At 40.8% G+C, this 26067-nt stretch carries 18 protein-coding genes and 1 tRNA gene; 2 read left to right on the top strand and 17 right to left on the bottom strand.

Annotation, left to right across the window (positions count from 1 at the left end):
* Positions 1-26 precede the first annotated feature (26 nt).
* From R2Q80_RS06150 to R2Q80_RS06230, 17 genes are all read right to left on the bottom strand, one after another.
* The gene (locus R2Q80_RS06150; protein WP_316798756.1) at positions 27-2852 is read right to left on the bottom strand and encodes an outer membrane beta-barrel protein; all 2826 of its coding nucleotides are present in this window, start codon (positions 2850-2852) and stop codon (positions 27-29) included.
* A 252-nt stretch (positions 2853-3104) separates the two neighbouring features.
* Entirely contained in the window at positions 3105-3503 is a 399-nt protein-coding gene (locus R2Q80_RS06155) for a VanZ family protein (protein WP_316798757.1), read from the bottom strand.
* Positions 3504-3513: 10 nt separating this feature from the next.
* The gene (gene gcvH, locus R2Q80_RS06160; RefSeq protein ID WP_047800130.1) at positions 3514-3894 is read right to left on the bottom strand and encodes a glycine cleavage system protein GcvH; all 381 of its coding nucleotides are present in this window, start codon (positions 3892-3894) and stop codon (positions 3514-3516) included.
* Positions 3895-3965: 71 nt separating this feature from the next.
* Positions 3966-11144: a cell surface protein SprA gene (sprA, locus tag R2Q80_RS06165; protein ID WP_316798758.1), complete on the bottom strand. Its 7179-nt coding sequence runs from the start codon at positions 11142-11144 to the stop codon at positions 3966-3968.
* Positions 11145-11155: 11 nt separating this feature from the next.
* A complete protein-coding gene (gene ruvA / locus R2Q80_RS06170) occupies positions 11156-11740 on the bottom strand; it encodes a Holliday junction branch migration protein RuvA (protein ID WP_316798759.1) in 585 nt (194 codons plus the stop codon).
* A 6-nt stretch (positions 11741-11746) separates the two neighbouring features.
* Positions 11747-14068 (bottom strand): NADP-dependent malic enzyme, encoded by a 2322-nt coding sequence (locus R2Q80_RS06175; RefSeq protein ID WP_316798760.1) that lies wholly within the window; start codon positions 14066-14068, stop codon positions 11747-11749.
* A 128-nt stretch (positions 14069-14196) separates the two neighbouring features.
* Complete coding sequence (locus tag R2Q80_RS06180) at positions 14197-15597, bottom strand: lytic transglycosylase domain-containing protein (RefSeq protein ID WP_316798761.1); 1401 nt, start codon at positions 15595-15597, stop codon at positions 14197-14199.
* 100 nt (positions 15598-15697) lie between these two features.
* Positions 15698-17116 carry an Asp-tRNA(Asn)/Glu-tRNA(Gln) amidotransferase subunit GatA gene (gatA, locus tag R2Q80_RS06185; RefSeq protein ID WP_316798762.1) on the bottom strand — a complete coding sequence of 473 codons (1419 nt, stop codon included), beginning with the start codon at positions 17114-17116 and terminating at the stop codon, positions 15698-15700.
* Positions 17117-17133: 17 nt separating this feature from the next.
* Positions 17134-17334 carry a twin-arginine translocase TatA/TatE family subunit gene (locus R2Q80_RS06190; RefSeq protein WP_029986031.1) on the bottom strand — a complete coding sequence of 67 codons (201 nt, stop codon included), beginning with the start codon at positions 17332-17334 and terminating at the stop codon, positions 17134-17136.
* An 11-nt stretch (positions 17335-17345) separates the two neighbouring features.
* Entirely contained in the window at positions 17346-17687 is a 342-nt protein-coding gene (locus R2Q80_RS06195) for a twin-arginine translocase TatA/TatE family subunit (RefSeq protein ID WP_316798763.1), read from the bottom strand.
* Positions 17688-17734: 47 nt separating this feature from the next.
* Entirely contained in the window at positions 17735-19042 is a 1308-nt protein-coding gene (locus R2Q80_RS06200) for a murein hydrolase activator EnvC family protein (protein WP_316798764.1), read from the bottom strand.
* Positions 19043-19282: 240 nt separating this feature from the next.
* Positions 19283-20077, bottom strand: coding sequence for a DUF4292 domain-containing protein (locus tag R2Q80_RS06205; RefSeq protein WP_316798765.1), 795 nt, complete (start codon positions 20075-20077; stop codon positions 19283-19285).
* Entirely contained in the window at positions 20055-21746 is a 1692-nt protein-coding gene (locus tag R2Q80_RS06210) for a tetratricopeptide repeat protein (protein WP_316798766.1), read from the bottom strand. The genes R2Q80_RS06205 and R2Q80_RS06210 overlap by 23 nt, the downstream gene beginning before the upstream one ends.
* 20 nt (positions 21747-21766) lie before the next feature.
* Positions 21767-23254: an oligosaccharide flippase family protein gene (locus R2Q80_RS06215; protein ID WP_316798767.1), complete on the bottom strand. Its 1488-nt coding sequence runs from the start codon at positions 23252-23254 to the stop codon at positions 21767-21769.
* Between the two features lie 36 nt (positions 23255-23290).
* A complete protein-coding gene (locus tag R2Q80_RS06220; protein WP_316798768.1) occupies positions 23291-23575 on the bottom strand; it encodes an acylphosphatase in 285 nt (94 codons plus the stop codon).
* 99 nt (positions 23576-23674) lie between these two features.
* A complete protein-coding gene (locus R2Q80_RS06225) occupies positions 23675-24841 on the bottom strand; it encodes an amidohydrolase family protein (RefSeq protein WP_316798769.1) in 1167 nt (388 codons plus the stop codon).
* A 113-nt stretch (positions 24842-24954) separates the two neighbouring features.
* Positions 24955-25027, bottom strand: a tRNA-Thr gene (locus R2Q80_RS06230).
* Positions 25028-25272: 245 nt separating this feature from the next.
* On the opposite strand from R2Q80_RS06230, the gene R2Q80_RS06235 reads away from it, so the two are divergent.
* Both R2Q80_RS06235 and R2Q80_RS06240 read left to right on the top strand, forming a co-directional pair.
* Positions 25273-25587, top strand: a complete 315-nt coding sequence (locus R2Q80_RS06235) for a hypothetical protein (RefSeq protein ID WP_316798770.1) — start codon at positions 25273-25275, stop codon at positions 25585-25587.
* Positions 25588-25703: 116 nt separating this feature from the next.
* A complete protein-coding gene (locus R2Q80_RS06240) occupies positions 25704-26018 on the top strand; it encodes a hypothetical protein (RefSeq protein WP_116169014.1) in 315 nt (104 codons plus the stop codon).
* Positions 26019-26067: the final 49 nt, after the last annotated feature.

Here is a 26067-nt window from a genome sequence, read left to right on the forward strand (position 1 = left end):
ACCTTGAAGTATTTTTTTAGAGTTGCCTACATTCTTTGGCGCTGACCGCCGCCGTTGCCCATTCCAGGCATCTGCACGTCGCCACTCATGGTTTTTCCTCCAATACGCGTTAAAGAGTATGTAAATGAAAGCATATAGTAACGTTTCAATACATTGTAGTTCACATCAGAGATGGATGTGCCGGATGTTGTTCTGGTAATTCCTGTATTTTGATTTAATGCATCATTTACAGAGAATTTGAATGTTCCCCTGTTTTTGAAAAACTGACGGCTTAAATAAGGATTGATCAGCGTATACTCTCTGTTGAATAAATCGCCGCCACCCAGGTTACGGTAATATTCTACTGTTGTTGCAATCCTGAAATTTCCGGGCAGCACATAGCTGACATCAAAATTAGGATTAATAGTATAATATTCTGTATTAGCCGAAGATTGTGCAGAATAAGTAGAATGCGTAAAACTTCCTGTAATACCACCCGTTAAATCAAATTTATCAACATTGGTGACCAGTTTGTAACCATTTGAAATGGTATAACTGTTAGTGATATTTTTAACCGCAACAGTACTTCCAACCGGGATGATGAAGTTAACATTACGGGCATAATTTGCACCGCCGGTAATGTTAAGATTTAGTTTACGCTCTGGTAATAATGGCAACGACCAGGTAGCACTTCCATCACCTGAAAATACTCCGTCAACGTTCACGTAGCTTATGGCTTGCTTACCAAAATTCTTATCATTCTGGTCGGTAATTAATGATACGTTGTTACTGATATTGTTAGATGTCTGACTTAAATCTAATCTGGCAAAGAAAAAGCGGCCTTTTTCAATATTAAAATTATTGAAGTTTACCCTTAACCTGTTATTGAATGCTGGTTTTAAATTAGGGTTACCTGTATACACAGATTGTGTATTGGTATTATCAGGGATTGGCTGAATCTGATCAATTGTTGGTTGATTGGTAGACCCTCGGTAGTTGATGAATAATCGCTTACGGTTACTGAAATTATACCTGAACTGCGCAGATGGTGTAAGATTAATAAAGTTTTGGGTACGTACGTCTCCAGTAGTCAGGTTCGTGTTTACCCTGTTGGTTTGCTGTGCAGCCAAACCGATATTCCAGTTGTACTTCTTTTCAGTAGTAGTAAAACTGAACCCAGCGGCATTGGTTAGCGTACGGTTATTATAAATATTTGAATAGGTATTATCAACCAGATCATACTGTAAGGTAACCGGATTAAAATTGTATACATCTCTTTGCGAATCACTGTCTGAATAACCATTCTGATAGTTAAATTCAACACTCAGGGTTTTATTAATTGGTTCGGTATACACCACTCTGGTGGTGTTGTTTATCGCATGACTACTGGTGTTATTCAGCTGATCTGTTAAAGATTGTGTTTTGGTAGTACCTACAGTGGTAGTGTCAGAAATATAATTCAGGTTTCTTGCATCATTATCATTGATGCTCGTACTTAAGTTCAAAGAAAGGGTACGTCCACGGCGCTTAAAGCTTTTACGTAACAGTAGATTATTGGAAAACGCAGGTGTAGATGAACTGGTATTGTAACGTTGTAAACCATTGGTTAATGAGGTTACGTAATCACGATTATAGGTAGTTAAGCTGTTCGCATCTGTTTCGGTGTAGGTAAAATTAGGTTGGATTTTTATTGACAGAGAGGGGTCTATCTTTGTATCGACCATGAAGTTAAACCGGTGATTTGTTTTCTCTGTAGTCCTGTCCAAAACTTCATTCACCCTACGGGTCGTATTCCCAAATAAATCCTGATTGTTCGAGGTTTGCAATAAATCAGAAGTGGCATCATTAAAGAAATAACTCGCCTGGAATTGTGTTCCATCTTTGTAAGTATCGGCAAAGTTTAAGCCTGCAGCATTGGTTTTTGTTATTCCGCCGGTATTAGAAGTGCTGTTGTTGCTGTTTCCACCACGGCCACCGCCGCCGCCGCCGCCGCCACCGAAACCGTTTCCAACACCGCCACCTTGCCCGAAATTTTGTTTATTGATATTGTTAAACTGACCGATAAAACTGATTTGGCGGTCTTCATCGAACTTGTTTACGTTTAAACTGGCATCGTAACGGTCATCTGATCCGTAACCTACGGTACTGTTTCCAAAATAGCCGTGTTTCATGCCCGCTTTGGTAGTAATGTTTAAGATTTTATTTCGGGTTCCATCGTCAATTCCGGTAAATTGTGCCTGCTCAGAAAGCTCATCAATCACCTGGATCTTATCCACCATATCTGCCGGCAGGTTTTTAGTGGCCAGCAACGGGTCGTTACCAAAAAACTCCTTACCATCCACCTTTACTTTCGTAATGGTTTCACCCTGTGCTTTTACACTACCGTCTTTGGCGACTTCAACACCAGGTAGTTTTTGAAGCAAATCTTCCACCACAGCATTCTCACGTACTTTGATGGATTTGGCATCAAACTCCAGGGTATCTTTTTTCACAATGATGGGAATACTTGCTGTAACATTTACGGTACTCAGATCCACGCCATCATCGGCCATGGCAATTTCGCCTGCATTAACTGCGGCTTTGGCCACTTCTATATCTTTAGTAGCCGTTTTCAACCCAAGAAAGGCAGCATAAATCCGGTATTTTCCCGGAGCAATGGCCTTAAAACTAAATGTCCCGTCTGCAGCAGTCTGACCAGAGCCTACTACGCTGGAGTCTTTCAGACTCTTGATAGCAATGGTTGCGAAGTCGACCGGCTTCTTATCTTTCGCGTTGATTACCTTACCGCTAACCGAACCCGTATTTTGTGCATGGGCAAAGTAGCCGCAAAACATAAGAACAAGTAATACTGCTCTTTGAACGTTCTTTTTCATTAAAAAAAATTAGATATAATTACAAAACTATCCTATCAGACTAGGCGAACGCCCAAAGGTTTGTTAACGATTGTTAAAAGTAAGGTAACATTTTAAATACAGCAAAATACCTGTTACCAAAACCTGGCAGAATAATTGGAGAAAGCTTAGCGCTGGGATGGGTAATTTCTATAATACACTTTAGGGCAGTTACAGCTTTTCTTAAAAATACTGCAGCTGCTTAAGCAAACTACCATTAACAAGCCAAATAAACTAATCTTTACTTTCATTGAAATTTAATTTATGGAGCAGAACATAACTGAATACAGCCATGCATGCACCTAACATATCACAACCGAAATCCCACCATTCGGCTGACCTGTAGGTAAAAACCTTCCACTGTAACAACTCAATTCCACCGCCAATTATTGCATTAATGCAAAGAATTTTAAATATGGTGAGTGTGCGAAAAGCAAATGTATGCTGGTACCTGATTTTACCATAGAAGAGTAATACCGACAAAACAAAGAAAAAACCCAGGTGGGTCATTTTATCGAATCCCTCGAAAAAGAAACCCTCTCCTTCGGTATCGGGCATTCTCATATTACAAAGCACTAAAACAACTATGGTCCATAGTAGCGCCCATTTCTGTTGTTTTAGTGCTTTGAACAAAATCTTCTGATTAAGCGCCAACCAATTCCTGATAAGCTTCTGCAGAAAGTAAACCTTCTACCTCAGCTAAATCGCTCAATGAAACTTTAACCATCCATCCTTGTCCGTATGGATCAGAATTTACCAGTTCAGGGTTATCATTTAATTCAGCGTTGATTTCCAACACTGTTCCGGTTACGGGCATATATAAATCCGATACTGTTTTTACGGCTTCAACAGTTCCGAAAACTTCTTCTTTAGCCACTTCTGAACCTACTGAGTTGATGTCAACGTAAACAATATCACCCAATTCGCGTTGTGCGAAGTCTGTGATACCTATAAAAGCTTCATTACCTTCAACTTTAACCCACTCGTGGTCTTTAGTGTATTTCAATTCTGATGGAAAATTCATGTTTTTTAAATTAGTTTGTCAAAGTTAGCTAGGATTTTTGAGATTTACATCAGATCTCGTTTAAAAGCGCCCTAGTTTATCGTAAATCTTAAGCTGAAACCAAAATTACTGTAGGACGTATTAAAGGTTTGCGAGGTGTAAGGTTTGGTAATATTAGAATCATAGAATAACTTGATATTAAATTTCTGATTCAATACATAATCTACACTTGGCCTAACGGTAATATTCTTTGCTCCTGAAGAAACTTCAGCTTCCGTAACATCAGCACGGTATATCACAGTTTTATTATCACGGATGGCAACATCAAGTTTAAAGTCCATGTTGTTATCCATTTTCAGGGTTTTGAACCACCCAAAAGGGAAGCGGAATTTATTGGTTCTATATCCTAATCCCAATACCACATTATTCTCCGAAAGCTGAGCCAGCTGACTATTAGATAAGCTTAAGCCCAGTAAGCGCGAACGGTTTAGTTCGAATGAAGCGGTTAAGTTATTTTTAAAGCGGGTATCAACACCTACAAGTGGTGCAAAATATTCGGAGATGGTAACCTGGGCAAATTGATATTCAGGTAGGAAATTATTATTTACGTCTCTTGTACTGGAGAATCCTCCGATTTCCTGATACCTCAGTAATGAGCTATAGCTGTTAATATTATATGCCGACCGGTAACCATGTCGTATATCAACCGAAGAAACATTTTCTGCGATAAAAGGGATCCGGGTCAAACCACTGTAAGTAAGGTTCCAGTTTGGCAGTGGAATTCTTGGAAAGGCATTAAGCTTCGATTTAGAGGCATCTTTACCGGAATAGGCGGCAAGGAAGGCAGAGATCAATACATCCTGGCTTTCTTTGCTATACCCATCCGAATAACCACCGGTTACGCCGCTGGAATTTGGATTCTGTGCACCCAGTCTCCGGGATATCACAATTCTGTTGGCCATAAACTGATTGAACAGCTGAGAAACCACAGTCGCATTGTTTTCTTTGAAAGACGTACCAATGGCGATATAAGAAATGCTGTAGTCGCCACTGGTAATAGCACTCAGGTTTTGGAAAGAAGCTGAGCTGGCTACATACCTGAAATTACTGGAGTAGTTACGGTTCTGCGCTTTATTTGCCTTTAGCGTAATTCTTAAATCTTTAAAAGGCTCTATCTGCCCGGTTAACTGGAAGTCTTCACGCAGTGTGTTTACATATAACTGCGTTTGTAAAGTATCAGTGGTCAGCCATCCGCCGGCCAGGGCATTGGCACGGATATTCTGCTGACTGCCAAATACGAAACCCAAACCAGGTGCTCCGCTTACGTTATCCAGACCCAGATACTGGGTTTTTGGCAGGTACCCCGGCAGGTAAATTCCTTTTGTCTGCACATAGTTTCCACTTACATTTTTTAAACTGGTTAACAGGTTAATGAAGAAGTTTTTAACTTTCCCTTCTGTACTTTCATCACCTGCCTTTCTGATGAAGCCAAATTTATTATAAAGGCTGGTAAGCGTTAAGGTTGGATTAACCTGAACTGTTCTGGTGTTCTGAATGGTGTTACCTAAATTGATATTGGGATCCTCAAGCGTGGCTAGCGGTTCGGTTTGCCAGTTAAAGGTCGTACCATAACGTGTGGTGACCTTCACCCAGTTAAAGCCAGGGATTTTATCAATCGGTAGATTGTAGGTTACATTCAGATTGTGGGTATAATCAGTTGTGCGGCCTAATTTTTTTAGATTTTCCCAAACCGTATCTCTTTTTAATCCTTCCAGTCTGCCACTTGGCTCATCTATGATGGAATAATTAGTGGCATTGAAATCCAGCTGCATCGACCGGGTTAAATTCCAGGCAATACCATAGATGCGGCTCATGGTAAAGTTCTTGTTGAAGGTAGTGCCGTATCCTGTTTGATAAACACCAAGCGTATTATTAGGATCGTTGTTTCTTAAAGTATTTTCCGAGTACAAACGATCCACGTCAACTCTGAAATTGATAGCGCTTGGCAAAATGCTAAAGTTAAAATCCTTAAGCAAGGCCAGTGTGTTAGTTTTTATAATTTTTTCGAACGGCGCTATCGTTTTGGCTTCTCTTGAATAACTGTACTGAAGCGATGCCCTGTAGGTATTCTGTAGACTGCTCTCATTAATGAAATCGCGATGGTTATATTGCGTATAAGCATAGCTTGCGGCAAAATTTTCAATATCCCATAACTGTGCAGGCTTGCTGTTATTGGTACGCTCTTTCCTCACATTGGTAAAGTTAATACCCCTTCTCACCGTATAATCCTGAGCAAAGTTTAAAATGGAATCCTTCTTCGCCTTTGTGCCTGCCTTATCCAACGCATTTTTCAGTTCGATATCTGGAGTACGCGGATTGTACTGTGGCGTAGAAACCTGTTTCGAATAGTTCACGAACATTGGAATCTTAACCCCCGATTTCTGAGGCAAAAACTTTCCAAGCTCCACTGAGGATGAAACATCCAGCAGTACATTATCTGCCCGGTTGCGTTCACTCACTTTTGAGTCGATGGAACCGAAACCAATGGTCGATTTGCTGCCTGAGATATTTACATCGGCAAAATCAGCCAGCTTCAGGTTCAACCTGCCGGTTGCAGCCCAGCCCCCTTTTTCATCAAACTCAGTTAATCTTAACTCATTAAACCAAACCAGTACATTCTTTTCCAAACCATCATCATTCTCACTGATCTCCAGGTTCCGTAGCGGGTTTTTAACCCCGAGCATATATACCCTCACTTTACTCATATCCGGCTGCCCCTTTACCACAATGGTACGCATACCATCAGTGTAAGTAAAGGGAACATTAATAGGCCACGGCTGACCATTGCTTAACCGCGCATCATTACGCGCGAGTTTTGCATTCTGGAATAAGGTCAGGTCGATATCCATCCTATTGGCTTCAGGCCATATGGCATCAGGATCGCTGGTACCCGGAGCAGTGACCTGCAATGGCATCACATATTCGTAATAGTTATCGATGTTATCCGTTCCAATTCTAAGGAAAGCAGATACGTCATTTGTAGCCAGGGTTTGATTGTTCACCGCTTCTGCGTGGACATACATTTCCAGATGCTTGTAAGAACGGAAATCACTGTAAGCGGTTTTGAAAGCAGCCCGGCTGTAACCATCCTTTAAACTTTTTACTGTTACTGAGAGCGACTGCTCATTTAACCGGGTATCTCCACGGTAGTTGCTATAATCACGCTCCCTTAAAATTCCCGGAGGAGTGACGTAAGGTATTGGCGAACGTTTTCCGTTCTCTTCAATATTTACAGTAGAAACTTCTATCGTCGAATTGTCTGGAGTAAGCGCTGGTAGAGAAGGATCAGCAATCACCTGAGCTGCTTCATTTTTTGCGTTGAAAGCTCTCCACTCTCCGCGGATCAGCTGCATCTTCGCAAACCGCAAAACGGCAGTATCTGCGAAATTGGTCATGAACATTCGAAAGAAGCGAATGGATTTAAAATCTTCAATACTTCCTACTTTCTGCTGATAATCGCCAATTGGGATCCTGAACTGATACCAGGTGGCAGGTTGTGTATTTCCATTAGCCAGTTTCACCTGCGAGGTTACTTTATCTGTAATGAAGTTCTGGCCAATAACCAGATCGCCGGGACGCATCGATACTTTGTATTGAAAATACTCATCGCTCTGGGTCATGTTATTATCCCTGTTGATGTCTTCCCCATCCGGTAGTGATGTTGATGCCGAGTTATCCAGGCCTAATTCTTCCTGCGACTGCTGAGAAGTTTTAGAGTTTCCTTCCGTACCGTTGTATTTTTCATAGCGCTTTAAAATACCGGCATTGATCTGATCCAAAGCTGGCCCTCTGAAATACGTGTAGTTATCTGATGAAGGATCGGCGTCAATCGCTGTGGAAGCCGTAGAATTGAGCTGGGCTTTAATCTGTGTAATGGCTGAAGCAAATTTAGTTCTTTCGTCAGCATCAGACAGTCCGTCTAAACCGACATCCTGTGCTTTACGCGAATCAGCATTGTTATCAAAAGCCTGTACAACCGGTTGCAGTTTTGGAACACGGCCCCAGTTGGTTTCATCGAATTTTGTAGGATCATTACTGGCTGGCAAACCATTTTCCAAAGATTTGCGGCCGTCTTTAAGAATATCTTCCGAGATATTACCCAGGTTGAAGTATAAATCCCCTCCGGCAGAGTTGGGTTTATAAATAAAGGGATCGAGTACCCAGAATTCAATGAAACCAATGTTTAAGGCTTCAAAATCGTTGGTCTCAATTTTCCGCTGGAAACCGCCCCAATTGTTTTGAGGTTGCAATAAGCTACCATCAGCCCTGAAACCTGTAGTTCGGTAATTATAAGGTCCGCGAACAGTAGGATAGTAAGCTACATCTAGCGTGGTGATGTTCAAGGCTTGTCCGGTTGCGGTTTCTTTAAACGGGAATACTTCCTGCTCAATTACCTGCCTTACGTAGTGGTTCGAAAGCTCATTTCTGTTATTGCGGATATTTGAAGGCGTGGTAGAAGATGCCGAATTGTAAAAAGTCGGGTCAATATTATAAAAAGCAATCCTTGCCCTGTTATAGCCATAAGCTAAATTATCAACCAGTTGCGATTCAGAGAAAAGCTGTGGTGTTCCCGAAAGCTGCCAGGCAATGGCGCTCTTTAAGTCAATTACTGATCTGGATGATTCAAAATCATCTAAATAACTTACGCCGTTTTTACTGCCTGCAAAATTCAGTGCACGCGGATGCCCGGGAATCAGTTGCGCAAATTCCCCGTAAAAGTTTACACTGGATGGTGCTTTGGTAGAGATGAACGGAAGTTTATCTACCATTTTCGTTAAAAACCGCGATGGAGAGCTGTAATTGATATCCGCGCCCCAGATGGTATTTGAAATGGGCTCTTCACCGATATTAACTTTTTGGGTTAACGGTTTTTCGGTCAGGTTCATAATGGTACCACCCAGGTTTAATTTATTATTCACCTTGTAATCTAAACGCGTACCAAAAAGCGAGCGTTGTTGCAGACCAAATAATTCATTGTTTTCCGTAGTGATCCTGATCGCCTGTCCTGATATCAATAAAGCCTGGTTAATGATACTTACCCGGCCGCCCTGATAATCAACAGTAAAGTCTACACCTTCGGTAAGAGGCATAGTACCGGCGAAAACCTTTACCGACCCTTCAGGCACATTGATGGCATTCAAACTGAACTCAGAAGAAATATCAGACTGATAGTTTACTTTGATGACATATCGGTTTTGATTCTGGAAAAGCTGTTTAGCAATCGTTTGGGTTGAATCGTATAATGCAGTAAAGGCATACTTATCAATCAGGTTTTGCTCGCCTGGTAAAAAGCGGGCAGCAAGGTCCTTTCCAAAGGGCTCAATTACCGGAAATATAATTCTTCCGTTTGCTGGATCAATGGTGATGTAACCTGAATTGGTATTGGTAACCAGTGAAGCTGCCCCGGAACTGTTGGTAGAAAACAAACTGCTGGTTGCAGAATTATTGGCTGTGGAATAAGCACCGAACGCGTTATTTGAGGCCACAAAATCGAAAATACCATCTGATTTACGTTCATTCTGCTGGTTCAAACGATCAAACTCTGTCAAAGCAATCCATTGCCTGGAGGCGGTATTCTGACCTTCTGTCATTACCGGGTTTTCAACGCCGGTTTCGTTGTCTATACGGTAAATATCTAGTTTGAAATTCTGACTGCTGATCTGGTATCCACCGATATTATAAATATTTTTCATCATCAGGTCCCAGATCGGGAGGCTGATTTTGTTGGTCTCATTCTTTAATAACTTCGTGTATAAAACCTTCGGACTGGCCGCATCGAAAGAGATATCGGTAGAAAACTCTCCTACCTGATATTCTACCCCATTATAGGTATAGCGATAGGCTACAGCTAAAACTTCATCCGCATTTAATGGATTGTTTAATGAAACATAACCTAACTGAGGCTGAAAAGTAAATTCCCTATCTGTTAGCTTACGTGCATAAGTGAGTTTAGCAAAGTTGTCGGTACCACCATTGGCCTGAAAAAAAGAAATGACGTCATTTGAATTGGTTTGTCGGGCTCCGGCGGGCAATCTGGAAAGTAAGTTATTGGATTGCTGAGAGAAACCTGTAGCGGTTGTTCCTGCGGGAAGCGCTGATGTTCCTCCGGTGAACAAAGCCGTATTGTAAGGTTGATTTTCACCCAGGTCCATAAACCCGAGCACATCCCTTGAATCGGTAGTGCTACCCGATTTATTGGTGATCCATACCTCCACTTTAGTGATCTGAACCGGAGAGGTAATTACCGGTGCATTGGCCAGGTTTTTATTGTAGTTATTTCTGAAATATTGGGAAAGGAAATAATGTTTATTGGCTTCGTAACTGTCTACCTGTACAGTAGTGGTATTTTGTTGCGCACCATTGGAAATATTGAGCTCCCTCGACTGCGATTTCTGCTGGGTATAAACACTGGTTACGTTGAGTTTACCAAATTTCAACTGGGTTTTAACACCAAACAAGGCTTGTGTACCTGTAATTAAACTGGTGTTTAGCGGCAAGCTTACATTACCTGCTTCTATTTTCTGAATAATCTCATCCTTACCTCCGGTGTATTCAAGCTTGATCTGATTTTCAAAGTCGAACTGGGCTTCAGTATTGTAATTACTTTTAATTTTCAGTTTAGTCCCGATGTTCCCCACCAGATCCATCTGAATGCGCTGGTTGAAATCAAAGTTGGTTTGTACCCTTTGACGTTCGTTAAAAAGTGGGTTCTCATTTTTATTAATGCGCCCCAAAAACGTCAACTCAGCCTCACCACGGGGCTGTATATCAATTACAGTTCCACCAAATAGTTTTTCGAAAGATTTACTGTTGATCTGTATTTGCGGAATAATGCCTGTATTGCGGTAATCGCTCACCTCTGCATTGGAAATGCTTCGCCAGTTGCCACGTTTAATTTCACTGTTTACCAGACGCTGATATTCATCAATGGTTAAGTATTGAGTTTGCAATACATAGCTATCGCCTATCAGCTCTTTAACAACATAACGTTTGTTTTTAGCATCATATTCAACGATTCGTTTGAGGTTAGAAGGTAAGGGATTAAAGGGATTAGCAGAAGTTCCCAACCCTAATCGTTCCTTTTCCTGAAGGCCAAAGTTATTTTTTGATGCAACAGAATCTGTTTTGCCTGTTACCACCTGAGAGAAAGTGTTTTGAGAGGCAATTAAGAATAGTAAGATCAGAAAAAGAAATGTAAAAATTCTCTTCAAAGGCGTTAGATCTATAGTTTTTTTAAAGCTTGTTTAATTAGTTGCTCTACCGAAAGCGTTCCTTCTGTACCTTTTAAAATCTGGTCGATTGTTTTTTCAGCAGTTTGTTTGGCAAATCCGAGCATTACCAAAGCTGATAACGCTTCATCTTTAACAGTATTGTGTTGAGGCATAGAAATTAATGAATCTACTCCCTCTTTTTTTAATTTATCCTGCAATTCGAGCACGAGGCGTTGTGCAGTTTTAGCACCTAATCCTTTAATCCGCTGAATAAGTGGCAGATCAGCTTTCACAATTGCAGTTTGAATTTCTTCCGGCGTTATTGAAGATAAAATCATCCGTCCGGTATTTGGACCGATACCTGATACCGATATCAGGTGCAGGAATAAACGGCGTTCGCCTTCTTCGGCGAAGCCGTATAGTGTATGAGCGTCTTCCTTTACATATAGCCAGGTGTATAATTTACACCTTTCTGAATCGCCAAGAGCGCTGTAAGTATTTAATGAGATGTTTACATGGTAGCCTATACCTCCGGCTTCAATCACAACATATGCCGGATTTTTAAACGTCAATCTACCATCAATATAGGCGTACATGAATTATTATTTCTTAGTTGTTTTCCCAAATATACCTTTTCGCTTCGATGTTTCAATGTCCTCTTTGGCCTGAACATCTACCACTGCAATAGTAACCATATTTACAATCTCCCGCACCGAACTTCCTAACTGAACAATATGAACAGGTTTATTTAAACCCAGGAGAATCGGACCAACAGCTTCAGCTCCGCCAAGTTCCTGCAGCAGTTTGTAAGCAATATTTCCCGACTCTAAATTAGGGAATATCAGCGTATTAGCAGGTGCATCAGCCAGGGTACTGAAAGGGAAATTATCTTTCAACAGTTCATTGTTGATTGCAAAGTTCCCCTGCATCTCACCATCTACTACTACTTCAGGATGATTTTTATGAAGCAAGCGTACCGTTTCACGTACTTTTTCAGGTGTTATGCCATCATTTGATCCGAAGTTGGAATAGGATAACAAGGCAATTCGTGGTTTGATGTTGAACTGCTTTACTGATTTTTCAACAAGTAAAGTGATATCCACCAATTCCTCAGCAGTAGGATCTACGTTTACGGTTGTATCGCCAAAGAAAACAGGTCCCTTTTTGGTCATCATCATGTACATACCTGCCACACGTTTCACACCAGGCTCTACACCTATTACCTGAAGAGCTGGTTTGATCGTTGCACCGTAGTTTTTGGTCAATCCCGAAATCATGGCATCGGCTTCGCCGAATTCTACCATGGAAGCGCCATAGTAGTTGCGGTCTCTCAGCAATTTCACGGCATCACGCATAGAAGAAACCCCTTTACGCTGACGTTTTTTAAATAAAGCCTCCGCATATTGCTGGGTTTTATCCGGATTCTGCATCTGATCAATGATCTCTACGCCTTCCAGCTCTAACCCGTGCTCATTAATGATTGCCTGAATTTTATCTTTATTTCCAAGAAGAATTGGAATAGCAATGTTTTCATCTTTAACGATCTGTGCCGCTTTCAGGATTTTATAGGTATCGGCCTCTGCAAATACCACACGCTTAGGATCCATTTTTGCTTTGGTCGTAATGGCACGCATAATGGCATCATCTAATCCTAAACGTTTCCTTAGTTCCTCGTTATAAGCTTCCCAGTTGGTAATGACCTTTCTGGCCACGCCACTTTCGATTGCCGCTTTTGCCACAGCCGTAGAAACCTCGGTAATCAACCTGAAATCGACTGGTTTTGGAATGATATAATCTTTTCCAAACTTTAAGTTTCTGGCATTATAGGCCAGATTAACTGCTTCCGGTACTGATTTCTTTGCCAGTTCAGCGATTGCTTTTACTGCAGCAACTTTCATTTCCTCGTTTATGGTGGTAGCACGAACGTCTAATGCACCGCGAAAGATGTATGGGAAGCCCAAAACATTATTCACCTGGTTAGGGTAATCAGAACGGCCTGTAGCCATAATGATATCCTTACGGGTTTTAATTGCCAGATCATAAGAAATCTCAGGATCAGGATTAGCCATTGCAAATACAATCGGATTCTTGGCCATCCCCATCAGCATTTCGGCAGAGATGACGTTTGCAGCAGAAAGACCAATCAATACATCGGCACCTTTCAAGGCTTCACCAATAGTTGAAATATCCTTTCTGGTGGTTGCAAAGCCCATCCTGTTATCATCCAGATCAGTTCTTTTCACATCAATTAAACCATTGATATCGAACATGACCAGATTTTCTTTCTTTACCCCTAACGAAAGATACATTTTAGAACAGGAAACTGCAGCAGCACCGGCTCCACTTACCACAACCTTAATCTTATCAATTTTCTTTTTCTGAAGCTCGCAGGCGTTCAATAACGCTGCACCAGAGATTATGGCCGTACCATGCTGATCATCGTGCATTACAGGAATATTCATCTCCTGTTTTAAACGTGTTTCAATCTCAAAACATTCCGGAGCTTTGATATCCTCCAGGTTAATACCGCCAAAAGTTGGCTCCAGGGCTTTAACGATTTTAACAAAATCATCTACATTCTGGGTATCCAATTCCAAATCGAACACATCGATATCAGCAAATATCTTAAATAAAAGGCCTTTGCCTTCCATCACCGGTTTACCTGCTTCGGGGCCTATGTTTCCAAGACCTAAAACGGCAGATCCATTACTGATCACCGCAACAAGGTTTCCCTTGGCCGTGTATTTGTAAACATCTTCAGTATTGTTAGCTATTTTTAAACAAGGTTCTGCAACTCCAGGAGAGTATGCCAGTGTTAAATCCCTTTGCGATGTTGTAGGTTTAGTAGGTACTACTTGTATTTTTCCCGGACGACCTTGCGAATGGTAATCCAATGCATCTTGCTTTCTATTCGTATTACTCATTAAGTAACTTATTAGTGACGGTGCAAAGGTACAATTCTTTTTATGAGGCTTAAAATAAAAAGCCATTCAAAAAAGTTAAATAAGGAGCACAGCTTTAGCGGGATACGTTCTTCTCAGCTTGCATTATTTTATCCTTTACTGATTTTTAAAACCATCCCCGGCTGTAAAGCGGCTTTATTTAAGCCGTTATCCTTTTTGATACTCTGAACGGTTGCGCCTTCAAATTTTTCGGCAATTCCCGAAAGTGTATCACCGGTTTTAACCTTGTAACTTAAGAATGTTACCGGAACTTTTAATGGTCTTGAATACTTGGCAAAAACTTTCAGTTTTTGGCCGGGTACGATTGTTTTACTTTTCAACCCATTCCAAACCCTTAAATCCTGTACTTCCACGCCGTATTTATTGGCCACAGCGGTGAGGCTTTGTCCGGAAACCACTTTATGATAAATGACATTAACCGCGGTTGCCGACAGTTTCTTTTTGCGCAAATCCCGCACATCGTCGGTGTTGGCCTGCACAACTTTCATATCTACATCCACCTCAGTATTGTAAAGGACATCATAGATGCCTGCAAAGTCTGCATCACGAAGCTTAGGCATCACTATCCTTTTGGGTTCATCTTCCGTTCCGTTTACGATTCGTTTTTTATAGGAAGGATTAAGCGCATACATGGCTTCTTCCTCCACATTCAGCACTTTTGCAAGAGACGATAAAGATACAAAGCGCGAGGTTTGCACAGTATCCGTTTTCAGAAACAGATTACAGGCTTGAGCTGAAATCTGGTGGCGGCCAGAGTAATTCATCACATAAACTGCTGCGATGAATGCGGGAACATAATTCCGTGTTTCTTTAGGCAGATATTGCCTGATTTCCCAGAAATCGCTGGAGCCTGCTTTTGCCATGGCGCGGGTAACATTTCCTTTTCCACAGTTGTAGGCAGCAATGGCTAAAAGCCAGTCGCCAAGTTCTTCATAAGCATCTCTGAAATATGCAGCTGCTGCGTAGCTGGCCTGAATCGGATCTTTACGCTCATCAACAAAATTATCCATCTTCAATCCATAGGCCTTGCCTGTACCAAACATAAACTGCCAGATTCCTGTCGCGCCTACCCTGGAGATGGCGTGAGGATTCATCTGCGATTCTACAATAGTGAGGTACTTTATTTCCTGTGGGATATTGAAATCTTTTAGTGCTTTATCAAAAATCGGAAAGTAATAGTTTGAAAGGCCCATCATCTTACCAAACATATCCTTGCGTTTTGCATAGATATCGATATACTGCTGAACAAATTCGTTATAGGGAAGCGGAACGGTTTTCTTTATTGAATCAAGCCTGAGTTTATAAATATAATTCTGGCTCATCATTAACGGGTTTTCACTAACTAATGGAACCGCCGAAGTATCAGTATTGATGAAGATGTTGTTTTGTCCTTTAGGGAGACTGTCGAGTTTTAAAACCTGCTGCGCAGAAGAAACGGAAACTAATCCAAAGAAAGCACAAATAGAGGTAATGAGTAATTTTTTAATCATGGGCTATTGGTTTAATAAGCGACGCCATTCTAACGGATTAGAATCAAAAGATGCTGAGCCAGCATGGCGAAGCGTTACATAGCTCGAAAGGAGCTAATGCCTATTTTAAAAATGCCTGAGAAAAAGCCAGAAGCTTATCTTCCTCAAAATGTTTGGCTGTAAATTGAATACTTAACGGTAAACCTTCAGAATTATTGCCTAAAGGCAAAGCGATGGCCGGGTTACCACTTAAGGATGGCAGCACTGTAAAAATATCTGCCATGTACATTACCAGTGCATCCTGTACGTTATCGCCGATTTTAAAGGCAACTGTAGGAGCTACAGGGGATAAAATTAAATCGTAATCATTGAATAGCGCGTCTACTCTCTCCCGAATGAGTCTGCGTACCTGCTGTGCTTTCTGGTAGTAAGCATCATAGTAACCTGCGCTTAAAACAAAGGTTCCAAGTAAAATACGTTTCTTTACTTCTTCACCAAAACCTTCAGCCCGGGATCGTTTGTAAAGCTCGTTGAGTGAGATTGCATCCGTATTTCGGTGTCCGTAATGAACACCATCATAACGGGAAAGGTTAGATGAAGCCTCAGCCGTAGTTAAAATGTAATAGGCCGGAACAAGATAATCAAGCAAATCAAATGATACGTACTCCACTGTATGTCCTTTTGATTTCAGCTCATCTATTGATTTTAATATAGCTGATTTAATCTCGGGATCGAGGGCATCGCTTTCGATCGTTTCCTTTAAAACAGCAATTTTATGATTTTTAGTTTCGTTGATTGCTTCAGGATAATCTGGCACTTCTAAAGCTGAGACCGTCGAATCATGTTCATCAGCACCCGCGAGAACCTGCAAAAGTAAGGCAATATCCTCTACAGAGGAAGCTATTGGCCCTACCTGGTCAAAAGAAGATGCATAGGCAATTACACCATATCTGGAAATCCTTCCGTAAGTGGGTTTCAAGCCAATTTGCCCGCAGAATGCCGCCGGCTGTCTCACAGAGCCCCCGGTATCAGTTCCTAGTGCTGCCAGACAAAGATCTGCCTGTACAGCAACCGCCGAACCCCCTGATGAACCACCAGGGACCAGATCAGGATTGGCCGCATTTTTGGCCGGTCCGAAATAGGAAGTTTCATTAGAACCACCCATTGCGAATTCATCACAGTTCAGACGGCCGATAATTACGGCATCCTCTTGTAACAAACGCTCCACAACAGTAGAAGAATAAGGGGATACAAAACCTTCCAGCATCTTTGATGAGGCTGTAACAATGTGATCTTTATAACAGATATTATCTTTTATACCGATCACCATACCGGCAAGTTTGCCTGCGGTACCGTTTTCTATCTTCTGCTGAACCGCTTTTGCCTGAACTTCTGCCGAATAAAAAAACACCTCGTTGAATGCATTGAGGTGTTTATGGTCTTCAATCTGCTTAAAATAGTAAGCCAGTAGATCGGGTAAGTTTAAAGCCTTTTGCGAAATGAGTGTTTGAATCTCCTTTAGAGAACTGTATTTCTTCAAAACTAAAATCTATGAAATTAAACAGTTTTATCGCGGTTAGACGGATCTACCTGATCGCCATCAACACCATCTTTTCCGTCTTTAAATTCTTTAACACCCTTACCTAAGCCACGCATCAGTTCAGGAATTTTTTTACCACCAAACAATAACAATACCACTACCGCGATAATGATGATTTCAGGTGTTCCAAGCATTGCTGCTATTGTTGTATTTAACATATCTTATTGATTTAAACTTTTTCTTTTTCAGCGTCGGCTGTAGTATTCACCGGAGTGGTACCTGCAACTTTTTCATCAACCGGGGTTTCATCGGTTGGATGATGACGCTCATTATTGTTATTTGCAGCTGTTCTGTCTGCTTCTTCCTTATCAATATCCATAGCGTTTATATTTCTATGAATTTCTCTCTTGACACCATCAGATGCATCTTTGAATTCTCTGATCCCTTTTCCCAGTCCGCGGGCCAGTTCGGGCAATTTTTTACCTCCGAATAACAAAAGGACAACTACTAAAATGAGTACGATCTCCGATCCACCCATATTTAAAAACTCTAATAACGTGCCTTGATACATCACTAATCTATTTTATACAAATATAAACATTTTAAAACTGTGTTCTTTTATTTACTGATCCAAGCCTCTGGATTTAAAGGGGTGGAAACCCTTCTGATCTGGAAACTTAAGATCGCATCGTCTCCTGTATTTCCGATCACGCCAATGGTTTGTTTCGTTTCTACTTTATCATTAACGCTTACGCTAACGGACTTTAAGTTGGCGTAAACAGTAAAATATTCACCGTGACTTATCAATACAATGTAACGGCCGTACTGGTTGAAAACCGTAGTCACTTTACCATCAAAAACTGCCCTTACCGCACCCCCTTGAGCCATGGTAATGTAAACCCCTTCATTGTTAATTGATGCTTTATCAACCATATGCACACCAAAACGTTCGGTAATGGTTCCTGATGCACATGGCCATGGCAACCTGCCACGATTATTTTCAAAACCAGCGGAAAGCTTTGCATTCTCCGGCGTTGCCGTTAAGGCCTCACTGCTGGTCTTGGCTTTGGCCGTTGCAGCTGCCGGCGCAGTTGGCACAGGCCTGTTTTCGGCCCTGGCTTTATCAGCAGCGGCTTTGGCAGCGGCGGCTTCCCTTGCCGCAGCAAGCCTTGCTTCTTCTTCAGCTTTCTTCCTTGCTGCTTCCACAGCACGCCGGATAGCGGCAGCAATAGCCACATCCAACTGCTTTTGCTGCTTCCTGCGCTGGGCTATATCCTGCTGAAACTGCTTTTCCTGTTTGCTCAGTTTCCCCAATACTGCCGATTGCTCACTTTTATCTTTACCAAGCTTTTCTCTTTCCCGCTCCTGCTCTTTTAGCAAACTACTTTTTTCCCTCAGGGTTTTATCTAAAACCTGGATTTTACCATTTAGGTCTTTTTGGGTGGTTTCTATATAACCTGCCTGCTTTTTTCTGTACTGGCTAAACTGTTGCAGGTACTTGATGCGTTTATAAGCCTGGTTAAAATCTTTGGCCGCAAAAACAAACATCATTTTATCGTATGCATTCCGGTTCCTTTGGGCAAAACGAATCATGGCCGCATATTCTTTTTTCAGATCACCCAGCTGACCTTGTAGTGTATGTACGGTATTTGTGTTCTGAGAGATTTGGTTATCGAGGTTTTTAATTTCGGAGTTAATGGTTCCGATCTTTTCCTGACGTAAGCGAATCTGGGCATTGATGCCGTTGATCTGCTGTATGGTAAGTTTTTTACCATTTGCAGTCTTACTTAAATTCTTTTGAAGCTGTTCGATTTCGCGCTGTATAGCTTCCTTTTTTCTCCTTAACTGAGACTCGGATTGCTGCGCTTGTACAGAGAGTGCAAAGGCGCTTAAAAACAGTATAGATACAAGTTTGTGTAGCTTCATTAAGCCAAAAGTATAAAAATTTTATAGTAAAAAATATTAAAACTGAGATACTAAAGCGATATCAGGCTAACGCAGCACCATCTTCATTGATTCTTCATCGAAGGCCTGCAACAAAGCCTGATCATCCTTTTGCATTTATTCAACATACCATTGCAGGTCAGTCCCGCCGTTTTGCTATAACAGATACCGCTGTAAATAAGGAAGCGTGACGATGGCACCTTCATCAAAGAAGATTGCAGGCTATTTCACTAAAGTATAACTCTTTGGAACTTTAAACGGAAATTCGACAGGAACATTGCCATCAATTTTAACAAACTGCAAACTGATATTAATCTTTTTGGTTCCTGATAGCGTATTGATTTGAAGAGCACTAGGAAAAAGTGATTCATTTAATTTCTGATAATCTGTATAGCTTACTTTAAGCGCCTGTCCGTTTTTTGTATCGTTGAGATTGGTCTCTGCAACTTTAAAAAGTGTATTGAAGAGCAGGCGATAATCAAGATCCTGTTTCCTTCCTGAAACCAACCAGACACCATTTTCCTGTTTTACATCCGATTGCGCGGTTAAGAACTCACTTGCCGCATTCCCTGTTAAAATAGCCTGGAGTGTATTGAAATTTACCTGCTTATTGGTAAAGTTATAGATGTAACTGAAAGGCTTGCTGAGGTACTGGCTTTTGGCGCGGTTCATAATTTTAATACTATCAGGCGTGATTAAAGCTCTGGCAGGTTCATAAGCTCCCCCCAATGCTGTAATACTTACCCAAATAACTTCCTTATCTTTTATTCGGAAGTTCATGGTTACATCATTCGCATCACCTGCTATATCCAGACTTGCCTTAGCTTTCAGGGAAAGCGTATTGAACCTGAGTTGTTTATTGTTTAGCAGCGTTAATGCCTGGGTTTTTGAATTGTCGGTCTTAGTTTCAGTTGGAGTGGTAGGTGGTGCCACTACAATTTCTTTTTTAGGCTTACAGGCTGTAGCAAAAACAATCGACCCCAGTAATAGTGCGCTATTTATAGTATTTCTTTTCATTAATCTTTTTATTTAAAACTTCTGATGCGTTTCCCGCAGTTTTTGCTTTTATCCATTGTTCAACCGCAGCATCTTTTTCGCCTTTCATATAAAGGATATCGCCGTAATGCTCCAGATAAACACCGTTTTTGGCGCTATTGTTTTGTAGCGCTTTCTCAATCCAGGTTTTAGCAAGATCGTATTTCTGCTGTTTGAAAAGAATAAACGCATAGGTATCAGTAACCGACGAATTATCAGGCATGGCGTTCGCCGCTGTTTCGGCATACTTTGCAGCTTTCGCCAAATCATCATTCTTTAATGCCAGGTAATAAGCATAATTGTTCATGATCAGGTAATTATCGGGCTCAATTTCTATTGCCTTTTCAAATGCAACTCTGGCCTGCTGAAAATTATTCTGATTGATATAAATATCTCCCTGGAGGGCATAAACCTGCGCCTGGAGGCTTTTGTTGTCGACATCGAGTTGAAGCGCTGTTTTTAGATTGCTCAACGCCAACGGTAATTTGCCGGTTTTGAATAATGCATAGGCAGCGAAATAGTATAAACTTGCCTGATTGGGATATAAGGTGAGAGCTTCATCCGAAATTTTTACTGCATCTTCATAGTGCCCCAGCAAAGTTTGAATGTTGATGGTCTGCTCCCAGACAGCATAAACCTGGTCATTTAGTTTTAAGGCTGCCTGATACTGCTGTAAGGCATCTTTCAGTTTATTCTGCTGGTAAAGCACATCTCCAAATAACGCCAGTGCTTTGGCATCGCCAGGGTTTTTCTCGACTATGATCTTGCTTAAGGCTGTTACATTTGTTGCTACAACGGGCTGATTTAAATTTGGGAATAATGCTGCAATGATCTTAATCTTTTCAACCAATGGCATTTCATTGCTTTCAAATGCGAGTTTCAATGAAGCAAATGCAGCCTCATCGTTTTTTTGTTTTCTATAGATATCGGCAAGTGCGAGGTTGATCTCATAATTACCGGGCTCAAGCTGCCGGGCCTTTAAAAGCACTTTCGATGCTTCCTGCAGGTTATCCTTTTGCAATAGCAAGCCCGCAGCATACAGGTAGTTTTTCACATCGGCCTGATTTCCTTCAAGCAACTTTACAATGTCACTTTCGCTGGCACTTCCATTTCCCTGCAGTCTCCTTTGAGCAAGCTGTAATTCTCTGGATTGGCCAAATTTACTTTCAATTTGATTGTACACCCCTTTGGCATCCTCTACCTTATTGGAAAGGAACAGCGCATTTGCCTTATCGAAATAGTAGGCATCGTTTTCCGGATTAATACGGATCAGCTGGTTGAATGCCTCCACCAACGCAGGCATGTTGTTGTTTCGCTTGTATATCTCCACCAATAAACGATAATACCATTGGTTATTGCTATTTAAGCTTATGGCCTTTTTGATATTGATTTCTGCTTCCGTTAACTTTTCCATGCGGAGATTGGCATTGGCCAATTCGAAATACGCCGCATGGTTTTTAGGATCAATGCCAACTAACTTATTGAAATTTGTGGAGGCGTTACTATAGTTTTCAGACATTTTTTCCCGCAGCCCTGCAAAAAAAAGCTGCTTTACCATGTTGCTATCTCTATCTGCATTAGATACAACAGGCATTTGAGCGAAAGCTTTTCCACCAAAACTTAATATTGCAAGAAAAATGTACTTCTTCATGTTAATGATTTAAACAAACACTAGCGCTTCAATATTTTTAAAAGATCATTCCGTTCAAAATATGCAGCCCCGGCAACAAAGGCTATCAGCATGGCATTTCCAATATAAATATTTCTGTTGAAAACGAAAAATGATGAAAACACCAATATGATAGAGATAACCAGGTAAGTCAGGATTTTTTTGAGGTTATATGGAATAGGATAATATTTCTGCCCAAGGACATAAGAGATGATCATCATGGTGCCATAGGTAGCCATTGACACCCAGGCAGATCCCATATAACTAAACTTTGGAATAAGCAAAATATTAAAAACAACGGTAATCACCGCACCCACTAAAGAAATATACAAACCAAACCTGGTTTGATCTGAAAGCCTGTACCAGATGGAGAGATTCATATAAATACCTAAACAAACATAACCGACAAGCAGATATGGAACAGCCGGCAGGCCCACCCAATACTCTGCCAGGTGTTTTGCATCGCGACTGATAAAATACTTTAATATTTCAATATTTGCGGTAAGGGCAACAAATAATATGGAAAGTGCAATTACAAAATATTCAAGAATTTTGGCATAGGTAACCTTAGCATTTTCATTCTTTGCGTAACTGAAAAAGAACGGCTCTGCCCCCAGTCTGAAAGCCATATTAAAGATACTTAAAAAGATGGCCAGTTTACACACTGCGCCATAGATCCCTACCTGCGCTTCAGTTGTAAACCTATCTAAAAGAATTTTATCCAGATTTTCATTAATGATAAAGGAAAGGTTGGCCACCAACACGGGCCAGCTATAGGATAGCATTTTCTTAAATAAATCACCGTCAAATTTGAACTGGACTTTCAGGAACTCGGGTACAAGCAACAGAAAGGTAAAACCACTCGCAATCAGATTGGCAATGAAAACATAACCCACCCATTTATCACGGAACCAGGATTGAAAAAAAGATGTTCCGGGAAGATGATGTGAGATGACAAATGGAATTCCATAGATAAAAAATAAACTCAATAAAACATAGCTCAGGATATTAACGAACTTGATGATACTATATCTGAACGGTTTTCCGTCCGCTCTTATCCTGGCAAAAGGAATTACACAGATTGCATCTGAAAACAATAACCACAAGAAATATTGAACATACCTTTTTTGATCCTGATAGTGCGACATGTTATTATTTAAAAGCCATTTGGTAATGCTTTCCGTACAAACCAGTCCGGTTAGGAGAAATAATGTGGAAATGAAGGCAACTATGAGAAAAGAGTTATTGTAAACCTGCTGCTTTTTATCTTCGTGTTTATTCAGATACCTGAAAAAAGTAGTCTCCATCCCAAAAGCCAGTATGGCGTTAATCATCGATGCATAGGCGTACATCTTGGTGAACACACCTAACGCACTTGCGCCATAGCTCCTGGTGAAAATGGGAGTTAATATAAAATTGAGCAGCCTGGAGGCGATGGTACTGATTCCATATACCATGGTTTGCCCAATAAACTTCTTATATACAGACATCGTCTATTTAATTGTTTAACTGATGAATATTGAAAATTACCAAAGCAGATTTTTCTTAACTACCTCAAAATTTCGAAAGCTTTTAAGCTCACCATCGTTTATTTCCACTCCATCAACAACTGATTTTTCCGGACCTTCTTTGCACCAATCGATAAAGGCATCTAAAATAACCGGCTCGGCTTCAGCCTCGATATACACAGAACCATCCTTTTCATTTTTCACAAAACCTTTGATCCCCATTTGATCGGCTACAGCCTTTGTGCTCGCCCTGAAGAATACTCCCTGCACTTTACCGGTAACTTTAATATTGATGTGTTTCATTAAGGCTGTTTATTTTTTCTTGTAACTGATATGGTTACAAAGTTACTAATCAGGTTTTATAACATCAGGTCTATTATTTGAAAAACAGCGCTGATGGATTTAAATAAGTTTGAGCACTTCATCACGCTCAATAATGAAATCTTCCGATAACTGAACCAAATTCAAACCTGGAGATTTTCCAACCTCAATAGTCCCCAACTGACCCTGCAAGCCTAAAAATTCAGCACCGTTTTTTGTTGCCCATAACAAAAGATCTTCGAAACTCACTTTTTTGTGTTGCTGCAAAGTTTTCATTTCCGCTAAAATATTCAGCTGGCGATTGCTGGCTAAACTATCTGTTCCAAGCGTAATTTTCAGGCCTTCCGAAATCAGGAGATCTACATCAGGCAAAGCATTTTCGATGTATAGATTGGCCAGCGGGCAAAGACACCAATATAAATCAGGGTGATTTTGTTTAGCAAACTCAACATCGCCTTTTCCGGACATGGTATTGTGAACCAGGAGGGTTTTCTGACTGGTGCTATAGGGTAGCCAGCTGGGCAACGAGGTTTTCCCGGTGGGTTTAAAAAAAGAAATATCTAAACCTAAGAATTCGTAAAGCCCCAGAAAACCTCCTGTTTTGGATTTGAAGAATAAATTCTCGTTTACAGTTTCCTGATTGTGTATACTGATAAAAGTGTTTTCTTTTTCTGCACAATGGTTGATGAGCTCAAAGAGCGCCGGAGACACTGAATACGGCGCATGTGGAACAACCGAAGCCGGAAGAGGGGCGAAATCATTCTTAATTCCCAGAGCATACTCCATAATGGCGGTTGCCCTTTGGGGATTGAAACCCATGGCTTCCACAAAAGTATGGTAGTAAATCTGACTTTTCTGCTTGACTGCTTTCGATATCAGTTGATTGGAAATATCTCCAACGGCTACAATGCCATTATCGAACATTTGCTGATCAGCTTGCAACATCGCATTCTGAATTTGCACAGAGTCAGCCTGCCTGCTTTCGATAATGGTTTGTACAAACTCTACCAGGCCTGTATTTTCAGGAACCCGCCCCAGCATGTGCGACAACTCCAGATGACAGTGCGTATTCACAAAGCCGGGTACTATTGCACCTTTATATTTTACAATAGCTAAGCCGAGCAACTCTGCGTTTTCAAAAGTGAGTAATTGTGCAATTCTCCCCTCAGCATCAACAGCGACGACGCCATTGCGTATAGGTGATTCATTTACGGGAAATACCCAATCGGCAGAAAAGTATGTTAACATGGTGCAAATTAAGCGGATTATCAGGTTGCAAAAAAATTATTCTTTTTAAGCCTGCTTAATTTGATGATGAAATGATTTTGATTGAATGTCAGGATGGACTAAAGAAGAAAAAGAGCCTCCTATCGGAATCGAACCAATGACCTACTGATTACAAGTCAGTTGCTCTACCAGCTGAGCTAAGGAGGCTTTCAATCGGGCTGCAATGATAGAAAAAATATTTCTTTTCAAAAAATAATTTGGAAAAAAAGCCCTGAAAACGATGACATCTTGTAGCCCTTCACCCCAACCTGTGGAGAATCTCCACAGGCAGCATTTTCTGGCACAACAATAAAGTGCTCACCATAAGCGATTTACATAAATACACCGCTTTGGCATTATTATGAAACATTAGCAAGTATTGTTACACATATAAATTTTAAAAGTTATATACTATGAAAAAGTTCATTTTATCAGCTACATTTTTAGCTTTCGCAGGGTTCTCAGCAGTTCAGGCAAGTGAAGTAAAAGATTTAAAATCAGCTGCAATTGTTGCAGTTCAAGATAGCGCAGTAAAAACTCCGGTTAAACTGGAAGAATTACCAGAGCCGGTAACAACAGCATTAAAATCTGACGCTTATAAGGGTTGGACAGCAACTGAAGCCTGGTCGGTTAAAGAGGGTGCTAAAGAGTACTATTTAATCAACGTTAAAAAAGAAGCAGAAACTGGCTCAGTAAAAATCGATAAAGACGGTAAACCAGTTCAATAATAAACTGCCTTTAACCAAGGCATAATCAACCAGACCGTGGCCTCCGGGCCACGGATAATTAAATCAGAATAACGAAATTGCTAACCACAATTTCATAACATTTAAATAATAAGACGATGAAAAAGTTAATTTTATCAGCTGCGTTCTTAGCTTTTGCAGGATTCTCAGCAGTACAGGCGAGTGAAGTAAATACAATTAAAAATGCTGCAATTGTTGCAGTTCAGGATAGTGCAGTAAAAACTCCGGTTAAACTGGAGGAGTTACCAGAGCCAGTTACAACCGCATTAAAATCTGATGCATATAAAGGCTGGACGGCAACTGAAGCATGGTCAGTGAAAGAAGGTACAAAAGAATACTACCTGATTAATGTTAAAAAAGAAGCAGAAACAGGATCAGTGAAAATTGATAAAGACGGTAAGCCCGTACAATAACCCCAAATATTACATCTACCTAGTATAAGAAAAGCCGGTTTTTAACTGG

It is taken from the genome of Pedobacter frigidisoli (assembly GCF_032678525.1).
GTDB lineage: Bacteria > Bacteroidota > Bacteroidia > Sphingobacteriales > Sphingobacteriaceae > Pedobacter > Pedobacter frigidisoli_A.

What these genes read in the sequence shown, in the direction of transcription:
- gcvH (WP_047800130.1), bottom strand. Translation starts at nt 3,894, where the DNA reads ATGAATTTTCCATCAGAATTGAAATACACTAAAGACCACGAGTGGGTT.
- R2Q80_RS06205 (WP_316798765.1), bottom strand. Translation starts at nt 20,077, where the DNA reads ATGAAAAGAAATACTATAAATAGCGCACTATTACTGGGGTCGATTGTT.
- R2Q80_RS06225 (WP_316798769.1), bottom strand. Translation starts at nt 24,841, where the DNA reads ATGTTAACATACTTTTCTGCCGATTGGGTATTTCCCGTAAATGAATCA.
- ruvA (WP_316798759.1), bottom strand. Translation starts at nt 11,740, where the DNA reads ATGTACGCCTATATTGATGGTAGATTGACGTTTAAAAATCCGGCATAT.
- R2Q80_RS06175 (WP_316798760.1), bottom strand. Translation starts at nt 14,068, where the DNA reads ATGAGTAATACGAATAGAAAGCAAGATGCATTGGATTACCATTCGCAA.
- R2Q80_RS06240 (WP_116169014.1), top strand. Translation starts at nt 25,704, where the DNA reads ATGAAAAAGTTAATTTTATCAGCTGCGTTCTTAGCTTTTGCAGGATTC.
- R2Q80_RS06215 (WP_316798767.1), bottom strand. Translation starts at nt 23,254, where the DNA reads ATGTCTGTATATAAGAAGTTTATTGGGCAAACCATGGTATATGGAATC.
- R2Q80_RS06150 (WP_316798756.1), bottom strand. Translation starts at nt 2,852, where the DNA reads ATGAAAAAGAACGTTCAAAGAGCAGTATTACTTGTTCTTATGTTTTGC.
- R2Q80_RS06220 (WP_316798768.1), bottom strand. Translation starts at nt 23,575, where the DNA reads ATGAAACACATCAATATTAAAGTTACCGGTAAAGTGCAGGGAGTATTC.
- R2Q80_RS06235 (WP_316798770.1), top strand. Translation starts at nt 25,273, where the DNA reads ATGAAAAAGTTCATTTTATCAGCTACATTTTTAGCTTTCGCAGGGTTC.
- R2Q80_RS06190 (WP_029986031.1), bottom strand. Translation starts at nt 17,334, where the DNA reads ATGTTAAATACAACAATAGCAGCAATGCTTGGAACACCTGAAATCATC.
- R2Q80_RS06200 (WP_316798764.1), bottom strand. Translation starts at nt 19,042, where the DNA reads ATGAAGCTACACAAACTTGTATCTATACTGTTTTTAAGCGCCTTTGCA.
- R2Q80_RS06210 (WP_316798766.1), bottom strand. Translation starts at nt 21,746, where the DNA reads ATGAAGAAGTACATTTTTCTTGCAATATTAAGTTTTGGTGGAAAAGCT.
- R2Q80_RS06180 (WP_316798761.1), bottom strand. Translation starts at nt 15,597, where the DNA reads ATGATTAAAAAATTACTCATTACCTCTATTTGTGCTTTCTTTGGATTA.
- R2Q80_RS06195 (WP_316798763.1), bottom strand. Translation starts at nt 17,687, where the DNA reads ATGTATCAAGGCACGTTATTAGAGTTTTTAAATATGGGTGGATCGGAG.